The organism is Caulobacter sp. 1776, assembly GCF_040545685.1.
Classification (GTDB): domain Bacteria; phylum Pseudomonadota; class Alphaproteobacteria; order Caulobacterales; family Caulobacteraceae; genus Caulobacter.
On sequence record NZ_JBEPMI010000001.1, the window covers coordinates 153,989 to 172,629 of the forward strand.

The 18,641-nt window shown below is 70.3% G+C and carries 20 protein-coding genes; 10 read left to right on the top strand and 10 right to left on the bottom strand.

Going from position 1 to position 18,641, the window contains the following annotated elements:
- Positions 1 to 78: 78 nt before the first annotated feature.
- Positions 79 to 582, top strand: a complete 504-nt coding sequence (locus ABIC66_RS00665) for a CarD family transcriptional regulator (protein ID WP_047408402.1) — start codon at positions 79 to 81, stop codon at positions 580 to 582.
- A gap of 38 nt (positions 583 to 620) precedes the next feature.
- Here the strand turns inward: ABIC66_RS00665 and ABIC66_RS00670 are convergent, their stop codons facing one another.
- A complete protein-coding gene (locus tag ABIC66_RS00670) occupies positions 621 to 1,190 on the bottom strand; it encodes a TetR/AcrR family transcriptional regulator (RefSeq protein WP_354067303.1) in 570 nt (189 codons plus the stop codon).
- Between the two features lie 153 nt (positions 1,191 to 1,343).
- Between ABIC66_RS00670 and ABIC66_RS00675 the strand changes: the two genes are divergently transcribed.
- From ABIC66_RS00675 to ABIC66_RS00690, 4 genes are all read left to right on the top strand, one after another.
- Positions 1,344 to 2,345, top strand: coding sequence for an NADP-dependent oxidoreductase (locus ABIC66_RS00675; protein WP_354067304.1), 1,002 nt, complete (start codon positions 1,344 to 1,346; stop codon positions 2,343 to 2,345).
- Between the two features lie 132 nt (positions 2,346 to 2,477).
- Positions 2,478 to 2,840 (top strand): BlaI/MecI/CopY family transcriptional regulator, encoded by a 363-nt coding sequence (locus ABIC66_RS00680; protein ID WP_354067306.1) that lies wholly within the window; start codon positions 2,478 to 2,480, stop codon positions 2,838 to 2,840.
- A complete protein-coding gene (locus tag ABIC66_RS00685) occupies positions 2,837 to 4,033 on the top strand; it encodes a TonB family protein (protein ID WP_354067308.1) in 1,197 nt (398 codons plus the stop codon). The genes ABIC66_RS00680 and ABIC66_RS00685 overlap by 4 nt, the downstream gene beginning before the upstream one ends.
- Before the next feature lie 119 nt (positions 4,034 to 4,152).
- On the top strand, positions 4,153 to 5,430 hold the full coding sequence (locus ABIC66_RS00690; protein ID WP_354067310.1) for a DUF5690 family protein: 1,278 nt from the start codon (positions 4,153 to 4,155) through the stop codon (positions 5,428 to 5,430).
- A 10-nt stretch (positions 5,431 to 5,440) separates the two neighbouring features.
- Here the strand turns inward: ABIC66_RS00690 and ABIC66_RS00695 are convergent, their stop codons facing one another.
- The gene (locus ABIC66_RS00695; RefSeq protein ID WP_354067311.1) at positions 5,441 to 5,920 is read right to left on the bottom strand and encodes an Lrp/AsnC family transcriptional regulator; all 480 of its coding nucleotides are present in this window, start codon (positions 5,918 to 5,920) and stop codon (positions 5,441 to 5,443) included.
- 101 nt (positions 5,921 to 6,021) lie between these two features.
- On the opposite strand from ABIC66_RS00695, the gene ABIC66_RS00700 reads away from it, so the two are divergent.
- Together ABIC66_RS00700 and ABIC66_RS00705 are read left to right on the top strand one after the other, a co-directional pair.
- Positions 6,022 to 7,005 (top strand): pyridoxal-phosphate dependent enzyme, encoded by a 984-nt coding sequence (locus ABIC66_RS00700; protein WP_354067312.1) that lies wholly within the window; start codon positions 6,022 to 6,024, stop codon positions 7,003 to 7,005.
- On the top strand, positions 7,002 to 7,640 hold the full coding sequence (locus ABIC66_RS00705; RefSeq protein WP_354067314.1) for a glutathione S-transferase family protein: 639 nt from the start codon (positions 7,002 to 7,004) through the stop codon (positions 7,638 to 7,640). Before ABIC66_RS00700 ends, ABIC66_RS00705 begins: the two co-directional genes overlap by 4 nt.
- Here the strand turns inward: ABIC66_RS00705 and ABIC66_RS00710 are convergent.
- Positions 7,637 to 7,879, bottom strand: a complete 243-nt coding sequence (locus ABIC66_RS00710) for a DUF2188 domain-containing protein (protein WP_354067316.1) — start codon at positions 7,877 to 7,879, stop codon at positions 7,637 to 7,639. The genes ABIC66_RS00705 and ABIC66_RS00710 overlap by 4 nt on opposite strands.
- 144 nt (positions 7,880 to 8,023) lie before the next feature.
- On the opposite strand from ABIC66_RS00710, the gene ABIC66_RS00715 reads away from it, so the two are divergent.
- Positions 8,024 to 8,404 (top strand): DUF6491 family protein, encoded by a 381-nt coding sequence (locus ABIC66_RS00715; protein ID WP_354067318.1) that lies wholly within the window; start codon positions 8,024 to 8,026, stop codon positions 8,402 to 8,404.
- A gap of 64 nt (positions 8,405 to 8,468) precedes the next feature.
- On the top strand, positions 8,469 to 9,263 hold the full coding sequence (locus ABIC66_RS00720) for a DUF7847 domain-containing protein (protein WP_354067319.1): 795 nt from the start codon (positions 8,469 to 8,471) through the stop codon (positions 9,261 to 9,263).
- Positions 9,264 to 9,272: 9 nt separating this feature from the next.
- Here ABIC66_RS00720 and ABIC66_RS00725 read toward each other — a convergent pair whose 3' ends face one another.
- The 7 genes from ABIC66_RS00725 to ABIC66_RS00755 form a co-directional block, all read right to left on the bottom strand.
- Positions 9,273 to 10,160 (bottom strand): RDD family protein, encoded by an 888-nt coding sequence (locus ABIC66_RS00725; RefSeq protein WP_354067320.1) that lies wholly within the window; start codon positions 10,158 to 10,160, stop codon positions 9,273 to 9,275.
- A complete protein-coding gene (locus tag ABIC66_RS00730) occupies positions 10,153 to 11,175 on the bottom strand; it encodes a stage II sporulation protein M (RefSeq protein WP_354067321.1) in 1,023 nt (340 codons plus the stop codon). The genes ABIC66_RS00725 and ABIC66_RS00730 overlap by 8 nt, the downstream gene beginning before the upstream one ends.
- Entirely contained in the window at positions 11,172 to 12,482 is a 1,311-nt protein-coding gene (locus tag ABIC66_RS00735; RefSeq protein ID WP_354067322.1) for a DUF58 domain-containing protein, read from the bottom strand. Before ABIC66_RS00735 ends, ABIC66_RS00730 begins: the two co-directional genes overlap by 4 nt.
- Positions 12,479 to 13,450 (bottom strand): AAA family ATPase, encoded by a 972-nt coding sequence (locus ABIC66_RS00740; RefSeq protein ID WP_354067324.1) that lies wholly within the window; start codon positions 13,448 to 13,450, stop codon positions 12,479 to 12,481. The genes ABIC66_RS00735 and ABIC66_RS00740 overlap by 4 nt, the downstream gene beginning before the upstream one ends.
- Positions 13,437 to 14,657: a DUF4350 domain-containing protein gene (locus tag ABIC66_RS00745; protein WP_354067325.1), complete on the bottom strand. Its 1,221-nt coding sequence runs from the start codon at positions 14,655 to 14,657 to the stop codon at positions 13,437 to 13,439. The genes ABIC66_RS00740 and ABIC66_RS00745 overlap by 14 nt, the downstream gene beginning before the upstream one ends.
- Positions 14,654 to 15,280, bottom strand: a complete 627-nt coding sequence (locus tag ABIC66_RS00750) for a DUF4129 domain-containing protein (RefSeq protein WP_354067326.1) — start codon at positions 15,278 to 15,280, stop codon at positions 14,654 to 14,656. Before ABIC66_RS00750 ends, ABIC66_RS00745 begins: the two co-directional genes overlap by 4 nt.
- Positions 15,281 to 15,355: 75 nt before the next feature.
- Entirely contained in the window at positions 15,356 to 16,261 is a 906-nt protein-coding gene (locus ABIC66_RS00755) for a LysR substrate-binding domain-containing protein (protein ID WP_354067327.1), read from the bottom strand.
- A 101-nt stretch (positions 16,262 to 16,362) separates the two neighbouring features.
- Here ABIC66_RS00755 and katG point away from each other — a divergent pair, with 101 nt between their 5' ends.
- Positions 16,363 to 18,552: a catalase/peroxidase HPI gene (katG, locus tag ABIC66_RS00760; RefSeq protein WP_354067329.1), complete on the top strand. Its 2,190-nt coding sequence runs from the start codon at positions 16,363 to 16,365 to the stop codon at positions 18,550 to 18,552.
- Positions 18,553 to 18,641 lie beyond the last annotated feature (89 nt).

The window sequence follows — 18,641 nt, forward strand, 5'->3', positions numbered from 1 at the left end:
GAGCGGGAACCTGTCGCCTTTGGCTTGGAAGTTAAGACTGTGTTCGGACCTGGCGGGTCCGCATTGATGAGGACGAACATGAGCAAGAGCGGTCTGGAATTCTCGGTCAGCGACCACGTCGTTTACCCCGCGCACGGCGTTGGCACCATTCAAGCGGTCGAGACCCAGGAAGTGGCCGGAATGTCGCTCGAAGTCTACGTCATCACCTTCGACCATGAAAAAATGACGCTCCGCGTCCCGACCAAGAAGGCCAAGACGGCCGGTCTGCGCCCGCTGGCGGAAGGCAATGTCGTCAACCAGGCCCTCACCACCCTGAAGGGCCGCGCCCGCGTGAAGCGCACCATGTGGTCGCGCCGCGCCCAGGAATACGAAGCCAAGATCAACTCGGGCGACCTGATCTCGATCGCCGAGGTGGTCCGCGACCTGCACCGCGCCGAGAACCAGCCGGAACAGTCCTATTCGGAACGCCAGCTGTATGAATCGGCCCTAGACCGCATGGCCCGCGAAGTCGCCGCCATCGAGCGCATCGACCGCGAAGCCGCCATCGGCATCCTGACCAAGTCGCTGGTCAAGGCCGCCTAAGCGGTTCCTCGATCGACGAACACCAAGACGCCCCCCGCTCAGCGGGGGGCGTTTTTGTTTGGGCGCGTCCCGTCGTCGATCCAGGCCCGCGTCTCATCGAGAATTTCCTTGGCCAGCCCAGGATCCTCGATGGCCCTGGCCAGGACCACGGCGCCGACCATGGACGCCCAGGTTCCGATGGCCCGCCGCCGTGAATCGCCGCCCGTGTCGCCCAGCGCCGCGGCAACGTGGTCGATCTGGGACTTGAAGCCCTCCGCCATCGCCGCCCGCGCCGCGGGCGTCTGGCGGCGGATGTCCGAAACCAGCGCCGCCGTCGGGCACCCCGCTCCCACGCCGTCGCGGTGCTCGGGAGAGAGATAGGCGTCCAGATAGGCCGCCAGCCCGCCCGGCCCACCGCCTTCCGAGGCGGCGAAGATATGCGCGACCGCCTGGGCGATCAGGTCGTCCTTCGACTCGAAATGACCGTAGAAGCCGCCGTGCGTGAGACCGGCGGCCTTCATGACCTCGGCCACGCTGACCGCCTCGAAACCTTTCTCGCGGAACAGCCGGCTGGCGGACTCCAGGATCCGGACGCGGTTGGCCTGCATCTGATCGCGGCTGACCTTCATCCAAAAAACCTCCGTACGCCCTGTTGACACTTACATGATGGCGATCATATTTGGCAACAATCATGATAATCATCATGAATATCGGCGACGGTTGTGCGCGCCGAGACCTCGCGCCGACCGCACCCGTGGACGGGGCTGGAGAAACGGACCGCCATGAAAGCCTATTTTCTCGATCGATACGGCAAGAAGGGCGCCTTGCGGCTGGGCGATGCGCCCCTGCCCGAACCCGGCGACAACGACGTGCTCGTCGAGGTGCATGCGGCCGCGCTCAATGTTCTCGATTCCAAGATCCGCGACGGCGCGTTCAAGCCGATCCTGCCCTATCGCCCGCCGTTCATCCTGGGCCACGATGTGGCCGGGACCGTCGTGCGCGTCGGGTCCAAGGTTCACGCCTTCAAGGTGGGCGACGAGATCTATGCCCGCCCGCGCGACGGCCGCATCGGAACGTTCGCCGAGTTCATCGCCATCGACCAGGCGGACGCGGCGCTGAAGCCCAAGACTCTCAGCATGGCGGAGGCGGCTTCAATCCCGCTGATCGGCCTGACCGCGTGGCAGACGCTGGTCGAGCGCGCTCAGCTCCAGAAGGGCCAGAAGGTCCTGATCCACGCCGGCTCGGGGGGCGTCGGGACCTTCGCCATTCAATTGGCCAAGCACCTCGGCGCCACGGTCGCCACCACCACGAGCACGGCCAATCTCGGGCTGGTCAAGAGCCTGGGGGCCGACGTCGCGGTCGACTACAAGCGCGAGGCTTTCGAGAAGGTGCTGTCCGGCTACGATGTCGCCCTCAACAGCCTCGATGGCCAGACGCTCGAAAAGTCGCTCGGCGTCCTCAAGCCCGGCGGCAAGCTGATCTCGATCTCGGGTCCGCCCGATCCGCGGTTCGCCAAGGAGGCTGGGCTCGACGGCGTCCTGCGCCTGGTCATGGGCTTGCTGAGCCGCGGCATACGCGCGAAGGCCAAGGCGGCGCGCGTAAGCTACGCCTTCCTGTTCATGCGCGCCGACGGGCGTCAGCTCGACCAGATCACCGCGCTGATCGAGGCGGGGGCCATCAAGCCGGTGATCGACCGCACCTTCCGCTTCGACGCGCTGAACGAAGCCATGGCCTATCTCGACTCCGGGCGCGCCCGGGGCAAGGTCGTCGTCACGGTCAAATAGGCCCGCGGGGGCTCGCCTCGCCGACCCGGCCCACCGCCTTGTGTCGCTGGCGCTTCTCGGCGAACGCCGGTTGACCACACCGATGACAAGTGTCAACGTCGACTCGTTGACACTTGTCATCGAGAGGCGGCCATGAAGATCAGTTCGGCGGAAAGCGTGGTGATGGAGGCGCTGTGGCGGCGCAGCCCTTTGACCTCGGAGGCGATCATCGCCGAGGTCGGCGCGCCGCAGGGCTGGACCGAGGGCACGGTCAAGGTGCTGATCAGCCGCCTCGTCAAGAAGAAGGCCGTCGCCGCCCAGGCCGATGGCCGTCGCTATCTCTATTCGCCGCTGGTTTCGCGCCAGGCCTATGTCGGGACCGAGAGCCAAGGCCTGCTGGACCGCCTGTTCGGCGGCCGCCTGGCGCCGCTGGTCACCCACTTCTCCGAGACCGAGACGCTCAGCGACGAGGACATCGCCGAGCTGAAGGCCCTGATCGAGAAGATGGGCAAATGAGCGCGGCGATCCTGCCGATCCTGGCGCGCGGTGAACTGGCCCTGGCCGGCGCGATCGTCCTGATCCTGTGCCTGCGCCGCCCGGTGCGGCGGACGTTCGGCCCGCTGGCGGCCTATGCCCTGTGGCTGGCCGCGCCCCTGTGCCTGGCGGCCAGCGTGCTGCCCGCCTATGCGCCGCCCGCGAGTGTCGCGCCCCTGGTGCGACTGGTCGCGAGCGGGCCCCATATCGCCGCATCGCTCAAGCGGACCCCGGACCTGGCGACGGCGCTCGTGGCCCTGTGGGCGATCGGCGTCCTCGTCGCGGCCGGCGGCTTCGCTTCGCGCCAGGCCCGGTTCGTCCGTTCGCTGGGCCGGCTGACGCCCTCGACGGACGACCCGAGAGTGCTGCGCGGCCAGCATCGCGGCGCGGGCCCGATGCTGCTGGGCGCCCTGCGGCCCCGGATCGTCGTGCCGGCCGATTTCGACGAGCGTTTCCCCGGCCCTGCGCGCGGCCTGGTGCTGGCGCACGAGACCGTCCACCTGCGGCGCGGCGATGCGGCGATCAATGGGTTGGTCGTCGTCCTGCGGTGCCTGGCCTGGTTCAACCCGCTGGTCCACATCGGCGCTCGCCGACTGCGCATCGACCAGGAAATCGCCTGCGACGCCGCCGTGCTGGCGCGCCGCCCCGACGACCAGCGCCTCTATGCCGAGCTCCTGCTCGGCGCCGCCCTGACCCCTTTTTCCGCGCCGTTCGGCTGCCACTGGCCGGCGACCGGCGTCCATCCCCTGAAGGAGCGATTGATGATGCTGAAACCTGTCTCCACGACGCCCTTGCGGCGCAGGGTCGGCCTGGTTCTGGTCGGCGCCATCGGCCTGGCCGGCGCCGGCGCGGTCTGGGCCGCCAATCCCGCGCCCGCCGGCTATGTGATCGCCCCGGACTGGGCCGCGAAGCCGACCGGTCAGGACATGGCGCGCTACTATCCTGCCGAGGCGGCCAAGGCCAAGCTCGAGGGCATGGCGGTTCTGGATTGTGGCGTGACCGTCGAGGGCCGCCTGAGCGGCTGCTCCGTGCTGCGGGAGGGCCCGGAACAGGCTGGCTTCGGCCAAGCGGCGTTGCAGCTGGCTCCCATCTTCCAGATGAAGCCCGCCACCCTGGACGGCAAGCCGACCGCGGGCGGCAAGGTCCGCATCCCGATCAAGTTCGCGATCAACTAAGACGGCTCTGAAACCTGTCAGGCGGCGGCGCGGCCGTCGCCTGATCCCGGTTCCGATTGCCCCCGCCGAACGAAGCGGGCTAGCTGGAGGCTGGCAACGGGACGGAAGACGAAACCAGCATGGACGCAGCCGCTCCGAAGAGCCCGGTCACCCGATTCCTGACCACGGCCCCGCCCTGGCTGTTCGCGCTCTACGGGGGCCTGTCCTCGTTCGCCGTCTATTTCGCCATGTTCGGCTATCGCAAGCCGTTCACGGCCGCCGCCTTCGCCCATCCGGACGGTTGGCCGTTCGCCGTCGACTTCAAGATCGCCCTGGTGATCGCCCAGGTCGCCGGCTACGCCACGGCCAAGTTCATCGGGGTCAAGGTGATCTCCGAGATGCAGCCCGGCCGGCGGGCGATGATGATCCTGACGCTGATCTTCGGGGCGGAGATGGCGCTGCTGCTGTTCGGCGTCCTGCCCACCGTGATCGGCCCGATGGCCATGTACCTGAACGGTCTGTGCCTGGGGATGATCTGGGGCCTGGTGTTCGGCTTCCTGGAAGGCCGCCGCCTGACCGAGGTGCTGGGGGCCATGCTGTGCGCCAGCTTCATCCTGTCGTCGGGCGTCGCCAAGTCGGTCGGCAAGATGCTGCTACTGGCCCATGTCGACGAGCGCTGGATGCCCTTCGTGTCGGGCCTGATCTTCGCGCCGCTGATGCTGGTCGCCGTGATCGCCCTGGCCCAGCTGCCGCCGCCCACGCCACAAGACGAGGCCGAGCGGGTGCGCCGCGCGCCGATGAGCGCGAAGGACCGCGCAGCCCTGTTCGCCGCCCACGCCCCGGCCCTGATCCTGCTGATCGCCGTCTATGTGATCCTGACCGCCCTGCGCGACTTCCGCGACAACTTCTCGGCCGAGATCTGGACCGAGCTGGGCTTCAAGAACGCCGCCTCGATCTTCACCCTGTCGGAGCTGCCGGTGGCGGCCATCGTGCTGGTCGGCCTAGCCGCCCTGATGGGGGTCAAGGACAACCGCAAGGCCGTCGCCTTCAACATTGGCTTCGTGGCCCTGGGCTTTGCGCTGCTCGGCGTCTCCACCCTGGCCTACCAGCTGCATGTGCTGCCGCCGGTCTGGTGGATGGTGCTGGCCGGGGCCGGGCTCTACATGGGCTACACGCCGTTCAACGCCATGCTGTTCGACCGGATGATCGCCGCCACCGGCAGGGTCGGGACGGCCGGGTTCCTGATCTACGTGGCCGACTCGTTCGGCTATATCGGCAGCATCTCGCTGCTGCTGGTGAAGTCGTTCGCCAAGCTGGACATCGCGTGGGGCCAGTTCCTGGCGGGCGGCGCCTATGTCGCCTGCGGCCTGGGCCTCGTGGGTCTGTTCTTCGCCAACCGGTTCCTGAGGACCCTCTGATCGCGGGCGGCTAGGTCTCCACGTCCACCGGCGCGGTCAGGCCGACCTTGGTCCGCTCCATCACCACCGAGGTCCGAAAGCGCCGAACATTGCCGTTCTCGAAGAACAGCCGGTGGGTCAGGGCCTCGAAGTCGGCCATGTCCCTGGCCAGGCAGACCAGGGCGAAGTCGCTCTCGCCGGTCACGTAATAGGCCTGCTGCACCTGCGGCTCGTCACGGATCGCGGCGCGGAAGGCGGCCAGCTGCTCGCGCCGCTCCCGCTCCAGCTCGACCATGATCACGAAGGTCATGGGATAGCCCAAGGCCGCCGGGTCCAGCACCGCCGCCTCGCGCTCGATCACGCCCGCCGCGCGCAGCCGCCTCAATCGCCGCTGCACCGAGGCGACCGACAGGCCGCAGGCGTGGGCCAGGGCGTCGATGCCCTGGGTGGCGTCCCGCTGCAGCTGGTCCAGCAGGATGCGGTCGGCCTGGTCCAGCGTCGAGACAGCCATGATCGGTTTCACTCACATTGAAGTTCGATTTCGGGAAACTTAGTCGATCAAGTCGTAGCGAGCGAGATAAACAGCGCATCGATCTTCGCTAGCCTTGCGGCATGATCGACACCCAGACCTTCCGCCCCGATCCCCGCGCGCCGCTGCGGACCCTTGGCGGCCTGCCCGGCTTCGCCGCCACGCCGCTGCGTACACTGGTCCAGCCGACGGGCCCCGCCGTGCTGGTCAAGGACGAGCGCGACCGGATGGGGCTGGGAGCCTTCAAGGCCGTGGGCGGCATCCACGCCGTGGCGGTGCTGCTGGCCGAGATCCGCCGCGAGGATCCGAACGCCACTCCCACCTTCGTCTGCGCCAGCGCCGGCAACCACGGCTTCGCGGTGGCCACGGGGGCGCGGCTGTTCGGGGCCAAGGCCCGGATCCACCTCTCCCGCGCGACGCCCTCGGTGTTCGTCGAGCGCCTGGCGGGGGCGGGGGCCGAGGTGGTGATCAGCGACGGCCGCTATGACGACAGTCTTCTGGACGCCCAAGCCGATGCGGCGGCGACCGGCGCGATCCTGCTGTCCGACACCGCCGACCACGACCACGTCCGGCCGCCGGCCCTGGTCATGGAGGGCTATACGATCATCGCCGAGGAACTGCGGGCGGTGTTCGAGGTCTCGGGCCGCTGGCCGACCGAGGTCTATCTGCAGGCGGGGGTCGGCGGGTTGGCCGGCGCCATCGCCCACATGATCCGCGCCACCTGGCGCCAGCAGCCGCGCATCGTCGTCGTCGAGCCCGACGCCGCCCCGTGCCTGGCCGCCAGCGCCCGCGCTGGCCGGCCGACGCGGGTCGAGGGCCCGGACTCGGTGATGGGCCGGCTGGACTGCAAGGCCCCATCGACCCTGGCCCACGCGATCCTGGCCAGCTGCGACGTCGACTACGCCAGCGTCAGCGACGCCGCCGCCCGCACCGCCGCCGATCACCTGGCCTTCGCCGGCCTGGCCACCACGCCGTCGGGCGCGGCCGGCTTCGCCGCCTATCTGGCCGCCGCCCCTCGGGCCGAGGCCCGGCCCCTGATCTTCCTGACCGAAGGACCCCTGTCGTGAAGCTCCTCTACCAGACCCACTCGCCGTTCGCCCGCAAGGCCCTGGTCTTCGCCCACGAGGCGGGCCTCGCCGACCGTATCGAGGTCGTCCACCACGAGACCAGCCCCACGGCCCGCAACGACGAGGTCTTCGCGCTCAACCCGCTGGGCAAGGTGCCGGTGCTGATCACCGACGCCGGGGAGGCGATCTTCGATTCCGGCGTGATCTGCCAGTACCTGGACGGCCTGCGCGCCGGCCCGCCGCTGATCCCGACCGACCCGGCCGAGCGCATCGCCGCCCTGCGGCTGCAAGCCGTGGCCGACGGCCTGTCCGAGGCCGGGATCCTGGTGCGCTGGGAGACCATCCGCCGTCCGCCCGCGCTGCGCTATCCGCCGCTGGCCGAGGGCCATCTGGCCAAGGTCGCGGCCGGCTGCGCCTTTCTGGAGGCGCGCTTCACGCCCCGCGAGACGCCCGGCCTGGCCGAGGTCGCCGCCGCCACGGCGCTGAGCTGGCTGGAGTTCCGGGACATTCACGACTTCCGCGCCACCTGCCCGCGCCTGACCGCCTGGTACGACGCCTTCGCCCAGCGGCCCTCGATGCGCGCCACCGCCCTGGAAGGCGAGACCGTCGATGTCCCGCCCTCGCGAGGGCCCTAGGCGGCCTCGACCGCCTGCTCGATGACATAGTGATCGTCGACCCAGCGACCGACCAGCCGGCCGGCGCGGTCGTGCACCCAGACCTCGGCGGGGCGGCCTAGGCTCCGGGCCTCCTCGGCCATGGCCCGCGCCCGGCGCTCGGCCTGGCCTCCGGTGTCGAAGAACAGGACTTCTCCGGTGTCGGCGATCTTTAGACACCAGCCCCCATCGAAGGGGGAGACTACGAACACGCTACGCATAGTGCTCTCCATTCCAAGTGGCCGCTCGCCATCCGCGAGCGCCTTGAAGGTAGGGATCCGACTTCGAGTTCCAAGAGGTCCCTTGCGGCTTCGTCGCCCCAGCGCGAGGATGCCGCTGGCGGGCGCCAACTGGAGAGAACTGACATGCGTTTCCTGATCGGATCCGCCGCGCTTTGCGCCCTGCTCGTCGCCGGACCCGCCCCGGCGGCCGGCGCGCCGAAGCCCGAACGGTCCTGTTTCCGGACCGAGGACGTCAACGGCTTCACGGTCATTGACGACCAGACCGTCGACGTCACCATCACCCCGAAAAACGTCTACCGCCTGACCCTGTTCGCGCCGTCGCCCGACATCGACTGGTCGCTGCGCATCGGCATCGACTCGCGCGGACGGTCCTGGGTCTGCGAGGGATACGACGCCGAGATCGTGGTGCCCGGCGACATCGTCGGCCTGCGCCGCTATCCGGTGACCGCGGTGCGCAAGCTGACCGCCGAAGAGATCGGCGCCTCGCGCAAGAAGAAAGGCTGAAGCCCGTTGCGGCTCGACAGGCGGCCCTCTAAGCTCGCCTCAATCCTGGGGTGAGTGGACACAAATGACGACCTTGGACGCCGTCGGCGGCTCGTTCGATTTCGGCCGCGTGGTGCAACGGACCTTCAAGGTCGTGGGTCAGAACCTCGGGCTGTTCGCCTTGAGCGCCCTGGTCCTGGTCTCCACGCCCATCTTCGTCGGCACGGTCGTCAGCCTGAAGTCGCGGCTGGCTGGCGATTTCTTCTCCGTCGGCCTCGTGGCCGGAACGATCGTCGCGACCTTCGGCAGTCTGATCCTGCAGGCGTTGGTGGTCCACACCGTCATCGCCCGCATGAACGGTCGCGCGGTGGGATTCGGCGATTCTCTGAGCGTGGCGCTACGCTTCGCGCTTCCGCTGCTGGGACTGGGGATCATCCAAGGGTTGGGCGTGATGATCGGCCTGCTGCTGCTCGTCGTGCCCGGCGTCATCCTCAGCGTGATGTGGTCCGTCACGACCCCCAGCCTCATCGTCGAGAAGCGCGGGATCTTCGAGAGCCTGCAACGCAGTCGCGACCTCACCCGGGGCCACCGCTGGTCCATCGTCGGGCTGTTCCTGGTCTACATGGTTCTCAGCATGATCGTCGGGGCGGTGATCGGCGGCGTCAGCGCCGCAGCGGGCTTCAGCACGCTGCGCGGCGCGACGCCGAGCGGCGCCCTGGACGTCGTCACGCCCATGGTCCTGATCTCGACCTTCCTGTCGGCGCTGGTCAACGGCGCTCAGGGCGTTCTGGTCGCGGCGGGCGTGGCCTCGATCTACTACGAGCTGCGCACCACCAAGGAAGGCGTCCCGCCCGAGCAGATGGCGGCCGTCTTCGACTGAGGGCGGTCGCTAGACGTCGTGCTTGTCGCGGCGGCGCACGCCCATCAGCAGCCGCGCCTCCAGCCGCTTGCGCAGGGCCGCGTAGTAAGCGCTGAGGAAGTCGTAGTCGTCCTCGTCCGCCGCCCGGGCCCAGCCGATCTTGCCGGCGATGCGCTCGGCCACGGCCCGCACGGTGCGGCGGTCGCGCTGGCGCAGGACGTCCTCCAGCACGTGCAGTTCCTTGGCCCCGTAGGCGTCCATCTGCTCGACGCTGAACGCATAGCGGGTCAGGCGCTGGGCGCCTTCGTCGGCCATGTCGCGGGTCAGGGTCCGCTTGGGCGTACGCACCACCCAAGTGCCGCCGACCAGGTCGCCGACCCGCAGCCGGTCGGCGTTGAACAGCGGGAACAGCGCGAAGATCGCCGCCCAGGCGAAGCCCAGCAGGTACATCCAGCTCTCGACCCCGCCGTCGCCGGTCGGGGCGAACAGGATGCTGATCGGCAGGAAAACCTCCAGCTCGCGCATGGCGTTGCGGGCGAAGATCGCGCCGGGCCGCAGCCGGCCGCCATCGCGGGCGGCGACCCGCAGGCCCATGATCCGCTTGCCGGGCGTCGCGGCGGCGGCCGACAGCTCGAAGCCGACGAAGTAGAAGTTGCGCAGCAGGAAGAAGCCCAGCAGCCAGATCACCGCCATGATCTCCGCGCCCTTCAGGCCCATGGCCCCCAGTGCGCCCAGGCCCAGCAGCAGCACCGCCAGCGAGACGGCCAGCAGCGCGCCGACGATGAACACCGCGTCCAGCAGGAAGGCGCCCGCGCGCTGGCCCGCGTCGCCCAGCTCCAGCCGCAGGTCGACGCCTTCGGGCGTGACGAAAGCGCGGGTCATCTTCGCGTCGGGCGGAACGGCGGCGGCCTTAGCCATCGTGGCGCGCTCCGCGTGTCCCGACGAAATGGCTTCCGTAGAAATATGCGCCCCACATGACCGCCGTGGCGGCCGCCACCGCGTAGCGCGCCGGGGTCAGGGTGATCAGCTGGCGACCAAAGCCCTCCAACAGGCCGGCCAGGAACAGCATGACCACCACCCCGCCCATGACCGTGGCCGCTTGGCGTCCGGCCTGGGCGATGGCGTCCAGCCGCCGCGCCTCGCCCGGAAACGCCACCGCCCAGCCGATCCGCAGGCCCGCCGCCCCGCTCAGGATCACCGCGAACAGCTCGGTGACCCCGTGGATCAGCAGCCAGCCGCCGGCCTCGACGCCCAGGCCTCGGCTGGCGAACAGGGTGAAGAACGCGCCCAAGGTCGCGCCGTTGTAGAGCACCAGGGCCGCCGTCGGCAGGCATAGGGCGAAGCCCAGCGCGAAGGCCAGGATGGCGATCTGGGCGTTGTGGGTGAACAGAAAGGTCGCGAAGAACGACAGCCCGTCCTTGCCGCCGCTGAACAGGGTGTCGCGCAGGGCCTGGGTCGAGGCGGCCGGGTCGCGCCCGCCGGCCATCGCCTTCGGCATGAAGGCGTAATACCAGTCGCTCTCGTGGCTCACCAGCCAAGCGGCGATCAGGGCGCCGGCGGCCATCAGGGCGAAGCTGGCCAGGGTCTCGCGCCACAGCCCCCTGACCGCCTCGGGCCAGGCCTGGCGGAAGAAGCCGGCCAGCTGTCCGCGCAGCGTCTCGCGCGAGCCGTAGACGAAAAAATAGGCCCGCGCGCAGAGGGTCTCCAGATAGTCGATCAAACCCCGGTCCAGCGAGGTGGCGCGGGCCACCGACAGGGCCGACAGGGCCGAGCGGTACAGCACCGGCGCGGCCAGGATGTCCTCGTCGGACAGGTCAGCGACTCCGCCCTTCTCGACCTTGCCGATCAGCCGTTCCAGCCGCCGCCAGTCCTCCTCGCGCGCCTGGCGGAAGCGCTGGCTTTTCAAGCGCGGGTCGATCTTGAGGTCGATCACAGCAGCTCCCTCCGCTTGAGGTCGACATAGGCGTTGATCAGGGCCGGGCCGATCCGGGCCGCCGGGGCCTCGACGATGTGCGCGCCCAGGCGGCGCAGGCGGGCCACCACCGTGTCGCGCTCGCGCAGCAGGCCGGCGGCGACCACGGCGCGCGAGACGTCGGCCGGCGCGGCCGGCTCGGCGGCGACCATGTCCTCCAGCTCCTCGTCCTGCATGATCACGAACAGCACGAGATGCCGCTTCATCAACCGCGCCGAAGCCTCGATCATCAGCTCGGCGGCCGTCGGGTCCGTGAAGTCGGTGAAAACCACCACCAGCGAGCGCCGCCCCAGCTTGGTGGCCAGGGTGGTCAGGGCCAGGGTGTAGTTGGTCTCCTCGGTCGAGTAGTCGATCCTGCCCGCCGCGTGCTGCAGCTGGCGGAAGGCGTCGGCGCCGCCGACCACGCCGGTCAGCAGGCGCGGCGCGGAGTCGAATGCGAAGAAGCCGGCGCGGTCGCCGGAGCGCAGGCAGGCATAGGCCAGCAGCAGGCCGGCATTGATGGCCCGGTCGATGCGCGGCGCCCCGCCGACCGGCTCGCACATGGCCCGGCCACAGTCCATGGCCAGGACCACGTGGTGGTTGCGCTCGGTGCGGAACTCCTTGGCCAGCAGGTGGGCGTGGCGGGCCGACTGCTTCCAGTCGATGGCGCGGCGGTCCATGCCGGGCCGGAACTCGCCCAGGGACTCGAACTCCGAGCCCTCGCCGCGATCGACCTGCGACTTAGCGCCGATCAGGGCGTCGCGGGCCAGCATCTTCACGGCTTCCTCGCGCACGCCGCGCACGTCGGTCCCGACCGAGGCGTCGAGGTCGAGCGCGAAGACCTTCTGCTTCCAGGCCAGCCCCAGCGGCCCGGTCCAGCGGACCCACAGCCGGCTCAGCCGGCCGTCCCCGCGCCGCTCAGGCGTCAGGGGGAAGCCGAAGGTCGCCGCGCCGTCCTCGACCTCGCCCCGGGCGAACGGCGAGGCCAGGCCCAGACGCGGATCGGCCTCCAGCGCCGCCTCGGCCCGCGCCGGCGCGCGGCCGGCGAAGCGCGCGGTGAACCCCGCCTCCGCCGTCCGCGCCACCGAGAGGAACGGCCGCTCGGGCGCGTCCAGGCTCAGCTTGCCGCGCGAGCCGCCGGACAGGGCGTCCAGGGCCAGGGCCAAGGCGACCGCCGCGATCCAGGCCGGCCCCGCCAGCCAGCCGGCCGGCGTCAGCACGCCGACGATTAGCGCCACCGGCAGGCCGGCGGCGGCGGCGAGCACCGCGCGGCGCGTGGGATAGATCACCGGGGCGCCGCCACCCGCTCGACCAGGCCCTTGAGAACCAGATCGACCTTGCGGCCCTCGATCTCGGCGGCGGCCGACAGCACCAGCCGGTGGCGCAGCGCCGGAATGGCCAAGCTCTTGACGTCGTCCGGCACGACATAGTCGCGGCCGTCAAGCGCGGCGGCGGCGCGGGCGGCGACCGCCAGCATGGCCCCGGCGCGCGGCGAGGCGCCGGTCTCGATGTCGGTGGATTCGCGCGTGGCCCTGACCAGGTCGACGATGTAGCCGACCACCTCGTCGGTCAGCCGCACCTGGGCGACGGTCGCGACCGCCGCGTCGATCGCCGCCCGCTCCAGCACCGCCGTGACGCCGAACGCCGCCGGGTCCATCTGGCCCGAGCGCGCGCCGTGGCCGACGATGATCGCCCGCTCCTGCTCCGGGGTCGGATAGTCCAGCACGTGCTTGAACAGGAAGCGGTCCAGCTGGGCCTCGGGCAGCGGATAGGTGCCCTGCTGCTCGATCGGGTTCTGGGTCGCCACCACGGTGAAGCGCGGGCTCAGCGGGTGCGAGATCCCATCGATGGTGACGTGGCGCTCCTGCATGGCCTCCAGCAGGGCGGCTTGGGTCTTGGGCGGCGTGCGGTTGATCTCGTCGGCCAGCAGCAGCTCGCAGAACACCGGCCCGCGCGTCAGGGTGAAGGTCGAGGTCTGGAAGTTGAACAGGTTGGCCCCGATCACGTCGCCGGGCATCAGGTCCGGCGTGAACTGGATGCGGCCGTAGTCCAGGGCGACGCTACGCGCGAAGCTCTGGGCAAGCAGTGTCTTGGCGGTGCCGGGCGGGCCTTCCAGCAGCACGTGGCCGCCGGCGAACAGGGCGACCAGCAAGAGGTTGACCGCCTCGTCCTGGCCGATCACGGCCTTGCCAATCTCGGCGCGGATCCTGGCGGCCAGCGCCCCCACCTCGGCGACGTCGACTTTATGGGCGTCCACGGATCAGCTCCTGTTTCCAAGCATGAAGGTCGCGCGCCACCCGCATCAGGTCGGACGCGCTGGCGTCCCGCGCGCGGTCGGCGAGCGCCGAATAGGTATGGGCCGCGCCGACGGTCGTGCTGGCGCGGTCGAGGAAGTCGTCGAGGGCCTGGCCCTCCAGCCCGCGCGGCGCGCCGATCGCCCGCGCCGCCGAGGTCCGGATCAGGCCGGCATAGAGCGGGGCCATGCGATGCTCGCGCCGGGCCAGGCGGATCAGGCCGGCGGTGTTGTCGGCCAGGGCGGTCTTGCCCAGGGCCACGGCCCGGCGGGTCGGCCGGGCGGGGCCGAAGCGCACCGCCGCCTGACCGCCGGCCAGGAGGCCCAGGGCGACCAGCACCAGGGTCGCGCCCAGCAGCGGCGGCTCCACGGCCAGGCGGATCAGGCTGCGGGTGCGCTTGAAGCCGTGCAAAGTGAGGTCGAAGATCACCGGCGTGTCCGGCGCGCGGATCAGGCCCAGGATCGCCACGGCGGTTCGGGCGCCGTCCAGGGTTTTCAGGCCCTGGGTGTTCAGGAAGTCCGGATCGGCCAAGACGTAGGTCTGGGTCTTGGCGTGCATGACCAGCACCGGCTGGCCCGTCTCGTTCAGCAGCACCGGCGTCCAGCCGGGACCGGCCAGGGTGCGTGGCGACCGGATCCGCACCCGGCCACCCATCGCCTGGCCGGTGGGCCGCGACAGCCGCACCGCGTGCTCGCCGGCGCCGGTCTTTAGGACCAGGCCCTTGCGCAGCGCCTCCGGCAAGACGCTCAAGGCCCCCTGCTCGGCCTCGACGTCGAGGGTCCTGACCCAGCCGCGATGGCGCGGATCGGGAACGGCCCGCCACTTGGGCAGCACGACCAGCACCGGGCCGTTGTCGTCGAACGCGCCGAGATCGGCCGGCGACAGACCGACGGCCGGAGTCAGCACGATCAAGCCGCCCTCGGCGGCCGTCGGCAGGTTTCCCCGACTGGTCAGCACCGGCTCGCCCGCCCCCTGCAGCAGGCGCACCAGGGCCGCGTAGCCGACCGACGAGCGCGACAGGGCGTGCGGCCCGCCGTCGTCGCCCTTCTTCAGCTCCGGCGCATAGGCCGACAACACGCCCAGGCCCGCGATGCTGATCACTCCGACCAGCACCAGCACGACCATGGTCATCGGCGAGAAGCCGCCATTTCCCCCGGACTTGGCGCTCATCGGCCCCAGCCCTCCGGCAGGGCGAAGGCCTCGTAGGCGGCGCGGCAGGCGGCGAAGTCGTCGCCATCGACTGGCCGGCCGCCGAACAGGCCGCGCTCGACGACGCGGGCGATGCTGGCAAAGCCGGGCCGCGCGGCCTCGGGCAGGGCCGGCAGCACGGCGATCTCGCGCGCGGTCAGCGAGACGCGCAGGGCCCTGGGCCGATGCTTCTGGATGTCCTCGACGCTGCGCAACAACAGCAGGTGGGCGGCCTCCAGGAACAGTCCTTCGCCCGCCAGCCGATCGGCGGCGGCCAGCAGGTCGCGAGCCTCGCCGGCGTCCGGCCGCCAGGGCGGATCGGCGGTCAGGCGCGGCCCCTCGGGCCGGGCGGCGGGCCTGCGCAGCCGCAGGATCTCGCGGGCGATGGCGTAGAGGATCAGCAGGGCCAGGATCGCCAGCCCGGCCCAGAACACATACTTTAGAAAGGGAGCCACGACCCGCAGCGCCTTGCCCAGCCAGATCAGCCAGTCGGGGGTCTTGGGCGGGACGACCATCGCGCGGTCGAACTGAAAGCTGGCGTCGTGCGCCAGGCGCTGGTGCGCCTGCTCGACCGCGCCGCCGGACGCTTTGTCAGATACCCTCACGCCCGTCCTTGAAGCCCGCGCCCCGATCCTCGAGCCGCATCATCGACTCAACCTTACAGCGCGGCAACGGAATTCCTATACCGTCCCCGTCGCCGCGCCCTCGGCGAAGCCGCGCAGGCGCGTGGCGATCACCTCGCCGACCGCTTCGACCACCGGCGCGCGGGGGAAGTGGGCGCGCCAGGCGATGCGCACCGTCCGACCCGCCCGAGCGGCGAGCGGCCGCAGCACGATGCCGGCGTCCTGCGCCGCCCCGGCCGCCAGACCGGGGATCAGGGTCGTGCCGTAGCCGGCGGCCACCATGTTCAGCAGGGTCGGCAGGCTGGCGGCCCGCAGCGCGCCGCTGGCCGCCGCCTCGGTCCCGCAGGCCTCGATCGTCTGGTCGCGCAGGCAGTGGCCGTCCGACAGCACCAGGATGTCCGACGCCAGGTCCGCCTCGGCGATCACCGCACGGTCCGCCAGCGGATGCTCGGGCGGCAGGGCGGCCAGGAACGGCTCGGCGAACAACGGCCGGCTGACGAGATCCGGGCCCGGCGTCTCGGTGGCCAGCAGGGCGGCGTCCAGTTCGTGGGCGCGCAGGCGCTCCAGCAGCGCGACGGTCTGGTCCTCCCAGGGCTCCAGCTCCAAGGCCGGCAGGGCCTCGCGCAGCGGCGCGAACACCAGCGGCAGCAGGTACGGCGCCAGGGTCGGGATGATGCCCAGCCGGAAGCGTCCCGCCAGCGGGTCGCGCATGGCGCGGGCCGCCGACAGGAGGGCCTCGGCCGAGGTCACCGCCGCGCGGGCGTGGTCGATCAGTTGCAGGCAGGCGCTGGTCGGGGCGGCGGTCTTGCTGCTCCGCTCGAACAAGGCGACGCCCATCAGATCCTCCAGCTTGCGGATCTGCACCGACAGGGTGGGCTGGCTGACGCCGCAGGCCTTGGCGGCCCGCCCGAAATGCTCGTGTTCGGCCAAGGCCAGCAGATAGCGGAGATCACGAAGGTTCATAGGTTCAGCCTATCACGGCCATTGAAGCTTGCTGCTTCTATTTATCGTCAAGTTGGAGGCAAACTCCGCCGGCGTTCAAGCGCGAGAACCGGAGAAGACCCATGGATGGAAGCGAACTCGTCGAGCCGACCACCAAATGCCCGCTGCGGCATGGCGTCCGGTTCCACACCAGTTTCGGAGGCCGCTCCAACCGTGACTGGTGGCCCAACCAGCTGAACCTGAAGATCCTGCACCAGCACTCGGCCCTGTCGAACCCGATGCCGAGCGGCTTTCGCTACGCCGACCAGGTCAAGACACTCGACATCGAGGCCCTGCGCGCGGACATCGTCGCCCTGCTGACCGACAGCCAGGACTGGTGGCCGGCCGACTACGGCCATTACGGCCCGCTGTTCGTGCGGATGGCCTGGCACAGCGCCGGCACCTACCGCACCGGCGACGGCCGCGGCGGCGCGGGGGCGGGCCAACAGCGCTACGCCCCGCTGAACAGCTGGCCGGACAACGGCAATCTCGACAAGGCCCGCCGCCTGCTGTGGCCGATCAAGCAGAAGTACGGCGGCAAGATCAGCTGGGCCGACCTGATGATCTTCGCCGCCGACGTCGGCATGGAGACCATGGGCTTCAAGACCTTCGGCTTCGGCTTCGGCCGCGAGGACGTCTGGGAGCCGGAAGAGGACGTCCACTGGGGCGCCGAGGACACCTGGCTGGGCGACGCGCGCTACACCGGCGACCGCGAGCTCGACAAGCCGCTGGCCGCCGTCCAGATGGGCCTAATCTATGTCAATCCCGAAGGCCCGAACGGCAAGCCCGACCCGCTGGCCGCCGCCCGCGACATCCGCGAGACCTTCGCGCGCATGGCCATGAACGACGAGGAGACCGTCGCCCTGATCGCCGGCGGCCACACTTTCGGCAAGGCGCACGGCGCGGGCGACGCGGCCCAGGTGGGCGTCGAGCCCGAGGCTGGCGGTCTTAGCCAGCAGGGCCTGGGCTGGAAGAACAGCTTCGGCAGCGGCGTCGGGATCCACGCCATCACCAGCGGCCTGGAAGGCGCCTGGACGCCCAATCCGATCGCCTGGGACAACGGCTTCTTCGACACCCTGTTCGGCCACGAATGGGAGCTGACCAAGAGCCCCGCCGGCGCCTTCCAGTGGACGCCCAAGGATCCGGACGCCGGCCCGAAGGCGCCCGACGCCCACGACCCGTCCAAGACTCATCCGCCGATGATGCTGACCACGGACCTCGCCCTGCGGCTGGATCCCAACTACGGTCCGATCGCCAAACGCTTCCACGAGAACCCGGACCAGTTCCAGGACGCCTTCGCCCGCGCCTGGTTCAAGCTGACCCACCGCGACATGGGCCCCAAGGCCCGCTATCTCGGCCCGCTGGTCCCGCAGGAAGAACTGCTGTGGCAGGATCCCCTGCCCGATCCCAGCCATCCGCCGCTCGGCGCCGCCGCCATCGCGGCGCTGAAGGCCAAGGTGCTGGCCTCGGGCTTGTCGGTCCCGCAGTTGGTCGCCACGGCCTGGGCCTCGGCCTCGACCTTCCGCGGCTCGGACAAGCGCGGCGGGGCTAACGGCGCCCGCATCCGCCTGGCTCCGCAGAAGGACTGGGCGGTCAACCAGCCGGCCCAGCTGACCACGGTGCTGGCCAAGCTGGAGGAGATCCGGAGCGGCTTCGCCAATACCGTCTCTCTGGCCGATCTGATCGTGCTCGCCGGCTCGGCGGCGGTGGAAAAGGCCGCCAAGGACGCCGGCTTCGACGTCGAGGTCCCGTTCGCTCCGGGTCGGGTCGACGCCGCGCAGGACCAGACCGACATCGCCTCGTTCGCGGTGCTGGAGCCCAAGGCCGACGGCTTCCGCAACTATCTGAACACCGACTCGCCGCTGACGGCCGAGGAGTTGCTGGTCGATCGCGCCCAGCTGCTGACCCTGACCGCGCCTGAGATGACGGCCCTGGTCGGCGGCCTGCGGGCGTTGAACGCCAACACCGACCAGTCGCAGCATGGGGTCCTGACCCAGCGCCCCGGCGCGTTGACCAACGACTTCTTCGTCAACCTGCTGGACATGGGCGTGGTGTGGACCGCGACCTCGGAGGAGGAGGCGCTGTTCGAGGGCCGTGATCGCAAGACCGGCGCGCCGAAGTGGACCGCCACCCGGGTCGACCTGGTGTTCGGCTCCAACTCGCAGCTGCGGGCCCTGGCCGAGGTCTATGCCGAGTCCGACATCACCTTCGTGGCCGCCTTCGTGGCCGCCTGGACCAAGGTGATGAACGCGGATCGCTTCGACCTGGCTTGATCGATAGCGGGCGCGATCTTTCGGTCGCGCCCGTCTGAACCGTGAGTAGGACGCGGCGATACAAGACCGCGTCCGCTCCGCCAAGGGAG

Excerpts from the sequence above, each read along its gene's own strand:
- ABIC66_RS00685 (WP_354067308.1), top strand. The coding sequence starts at position 2,837 with ATGAGCGCGGCGATCCTGCCGATCCTGGCGCGCGGTGAACTGGCCCTG.
- ABIC66_RS00720 (WP_354067319.1), top strand. The coding sequence starts at position 8,469 with ATGACGACCTTGGACGCCGTCGGCGGCTCGTTCGATTTCGGCCGCGTG.
- ABIC66_RS00745 (WP_354067325.1), bottom strand. The coding sequence starts at position 14,657 with ATGAGCGCCAAGTCCGGGGGAAATGGCGGCTTCTCGCCGATGACCATG.
- ABIC66_RS00700 (WP_354067312.1), top strand. The coding sequence starts at position 6,022 with ATGATCGACACCCAGACCTTCCGCCCCGATCCCCGCGCGCCGCTGCGG.
- katG (WP_354067329.1), top strand. The coding sequence starts at position 16,363 with ATGGATGGAAGCGAACTCGTCGAGCCGACCACCAAATGCCCGCTGCGG.
- ABIC66_RS00675 (WP_354067304.1), top strand. The coding sequence starts at position 1,344 with ATGAAAGCCTATTTTCTCGATCGATACGGCAAGAAGGGCGCCTTGCGG.
- ABIC66_RS00670 (WP_354067303.1), bottom strand. The coding sequence starts at position 1,190 with ATGAAGGTCAGCCGCGATCAGATGCAGGCCAACCGCGTCCGGATCCTG.
- ABIC66_RS00690 (WP_354067310.1), top strand. The coding sequence starts at position 4,153 with ATGGACGCAGCCGCTCCGAAGAGCCCGGTCACCCGATTCCTGACCACG.
- ABIC66_RS00715 (WP_354067318.1), top strand. The coding sequence starts at position 8,024 with ATGCGTTTCCTGATCGGATCCGCCGCGCTTTGCGCCCTGCTCGTCGCC.
- ABIC66_RS00680 (WP_354067306.1), top strand. The coding sequence starts at position 2,478 with ATGAAGATCAGTTCGGCGGAAAGCGTGGTGATGGAGGCGCTGTGGCGG.
- ABIC66_RS00755 (WP_354067327.1), bottom strand. The coding sequence starts at position 16,261 with ATGAACCTTCGTGATCTCCGCTATCTGCTGGCCTTGGCCGAACACGAG.
- ABIC66_RS00665 (WP_047408402.1), top strand. The coding sequence starts at position 79 with ATGAGCAAGAGCGGTCTGGAATTCTCGGTCAGCGACCACGTCGTTTAC.
- ABIC66_RS00725 (WP_354067320.1), bottom strand. The coding sequence starts at position 10,160 with ATGGCTAAGGCCGCCGCCGTTCCGCCCGACGCGAAGATGACCCGCGCT.
- ABIC66_RS00710 (WP_354067316.1), bottom strand. The coding sequence starts at position 7,879 with ATGCGTAGCGTGTTCGTAGTCTCCCCCTTCGATGGGGGCTGGTGTCTA.
- ABIC66_RS00695 (WP_354067311.1), bottom strand. The coding sequence starts at position 5,920 with ATGGCTGTCTCGACGCTGGACCAGGCCGACCGCATCCTGCTGGACCAG.